Genomic DNA, 2,549 nt, shown 5'->3' with positions numbered 1-2,549 from the left:
ATAGGCGACAGGTCCGGGGCCCGGCCGGCGCGGCCCCGGACCGGGGCCCCGGACGGCGCGGCCCCGGACCGCCACGGCCGCGGGGCCGCCGGGGCCGCCGGGGCCGCCCGGCTCACGCCCCCACGTACGCCGCCAGGTGCTCGGCCGTCAGGGTGGAGCGGGCGGCGACCAGGTCCGTCGGGGTGCCTTCGAAGACGACGCGGCCGCCGTCGTGGCCGGCGCCCGGGCCGAGGTCGATGAGCCAGTCCGCGTGGGCCATGACCGCCTGGTGGTGCTCGATCACGATCACCGACTTGCCGGAGTCGACCAGCCGGTCGAGCAGGCCCAGCAGCTGCTCCACGTCGGCGAGGTGCAGGCCGGCGGTCGGCTCGTCCAGGACGTAGACGCCGCCCTTGTCGCCCATGTGCGTGGCCAGCTTCAGCCGCTGCCGCTCACCGCCCGACAGCGTGGTGAGCGGCTGGCCGAGGCTGAGGTAGCCCAGGCCCACGTCGGCCAGGCGCTCCAGGATCTTGTGCGCCGCGGGGGTCCGGGCCTCGCCGGCGCCGAAGAACCGTTCCGCCTCGGTCACCGACATCGCCAGCACCTCGCTGATGTCCCGGCCGCCGAGGTGGTACTCCAGGACGGAGGCGTCGAACCGCTTGCCGTCGCAGTCCTCGCAGGTGCTGGAGACCCCCGCCATCATCCCGAGGTCGGTGTACACCACCCCGGCCCCGTTGCAGGTGGGGCACGCACCCTCGGAGTTGGCGCTGAACAGCGCGGGCTTGACCCCGTTGGCCTTGGCGAACGCCTTGCGGATCGGGTCCAGCAGCCCCGTGTACGTCGCCGGGTTGCTGCGCCGCGAGCCGCGGATGGGCGTCTGGTCCACCGACACCACGCCCGCCGAGGCCGGGACGGAGCCGTGGATCAGCGAGCTCTTGCCGGAGCCGGCCACACCGGTGACGACGGTGAGCACGCCGAGCGGCACGTCCACGTCGACGTCCTGCAGGTTGTGCGTGCGCGCGCCGCGGATCTCCAGCACGCCGGAGGGCGTGCGGACGGAGTCCTTGAGGCCGGCCCGGTCGTCGAAGTGCCGGCCGGTGACGGTGCCGCTGGAGCGCAGCCCCTCGACGGTCCCCTCGAAGCAGACCGCGCCGCCCGCGGTACCGGCACCCGGGCCGAGGTCGACCACGTGGTCGGCGATCGCGATGACCTCCGGCTTGTGCTCCACGACGAGCACCGTGTTGCCCTTGTCCCGCAGCCGCAGCAGCAGGCCGTTCATCCGCTGGATGTCGTGCGGGTGCAGACCGGTGGTCGGCTCGTCGAAGACGTACGTGGTGTCGGTCAGCGAGGAACCCAGGTGCCGGATCATCTTCACCCGCTGCGCCTCACCGCCCGACAGCGTCCCCGCCGACCGGTCCAGCGAGAGGTAGCCGAGGCCGATCTCCACGAACGAGTCGAGCGTGTGCGCCAGCTTGGCCAGCAGCGGGGCGACCGAGGGCTCGTCCAGCCCGCGGACCCAGGCGGCCAGGTCGCTGATCTGCATCGCACAGGCGTCGGCGATGCTGACCTTGCCGATCCTGGAGGCCCGGGCACCCTCGCTCAGCCGGGTGCCCTCGCACTCCGGGCAGGTGGTGAAGGTCATCGCACGCTCCACGAAGGCGCGTACGTGCGGCTGGAGGGCGTCGACGTCCTTCGACAGCATCGACTTCTGGATCTTCGGGATCAGGCCCTCGTAGGTGAGGTTGATGCCGTCGACCTTGATCTTGGTCGGCTCCTTGTGGAGCAGGTCGTGCAGCTCCCGCTTCGTGAACTTCGCGATCGGCTTGGCCGGGTCGAAGAAGCCGCAGCCGCGGTAGATCCGTCCGTACCAGCCGTCCATGCTGTAGCCGGGAATGGTCAGCGCGCCCTCGTCGAGCGACTTGTCCGCGTCGTAGAGCTGGGTCAGGTCGACGTCGGTGACCGTGCCCCGGCCCTCGCAGCGCGGGCACATCCCGCCGGTGCGGCTGTACTCCGCCTTCACCGCCTTCCTGGCACCGCGCTCGACGGTGATCGCGCCGCTGCCGCGGACCGAGGGCACGTTGAAGGCGTACGCGCTCGGCGGGCCGATGTGCGGGTCGCCGAGCCGGCTGAACAGGATGCGCAGCATCGCGTTGGCGTCGGTGGCGGTGCCGACCGTGGACCGCGGGTCGGCGCCCATCCGCTGCTGGTCGACGATGATCGCGGTGGTCAGCCCCTCCAGCACGTCCACCTCGGGCCGGGCCAGCGTCGGCATGAAGCCCTGGACGAACGCGCTGTAGGTCTCGTTGATCAGCCGCTGCGACTCGGCGGCGATCGTGTCGAACACCAGCGAGCTCTTGCCGGAGCCCGAGACGCCGGTGAACACGGTCAGCCGGCGCTTCGGGATCTCGATGCTGACGTCCTTGAGGTTGTTCTCGCGCGCACCGTGCACGCGGATCAGGTCGTGGCTGTCGGCGACGTGCGGCCCGGGCGACCGCTGGTCCGTCTGCTTGGCCATGCTGTTCGTCTCTCCATCTGTTGCGTGGGGTGCGCGGCGCGGGCGGGGGAGGTGC

Annotated in this window: 1 protein-coding gene; it reads right to left on the bottom strand. The window is 71.9% G+C overall.

Going from position 1 to position 2,549, the window contains the following annotated elements; all coding sequences use genetic code 11:
* Positions 1 to 112: 112 nt before the first annotated feature.
* On the bottom strand, positions 113 to 2,494 hold the full coding sequence (locus EF918_RS34650; RefSeq protein ID WP_125652832.1) for an excinuclease ABC subunit UvrA: 2,382 nt from the start codon (positions 2,492 to 2,494) through the stop codon (positions 113 to 115).
* Positions 2,495 to 2,549: the final 55 nt, after the last annotated feature.

The sequence above is a fragment of the Streptomyces sp. WAC06614 genome (genome assembly GCF_003949795.1).
Taxonomy (GTDB): domain Bacteria; phylum Actinomycetota; class Actinomycetes; order Streptomycetales; family Streptomycetaceae; genus Streptomyces.
The sequence above is the reverse complement of the archived record's forward strand: the minus strand, read 5'-3'. Positions and strand labels throughout refer to the sequence as shown.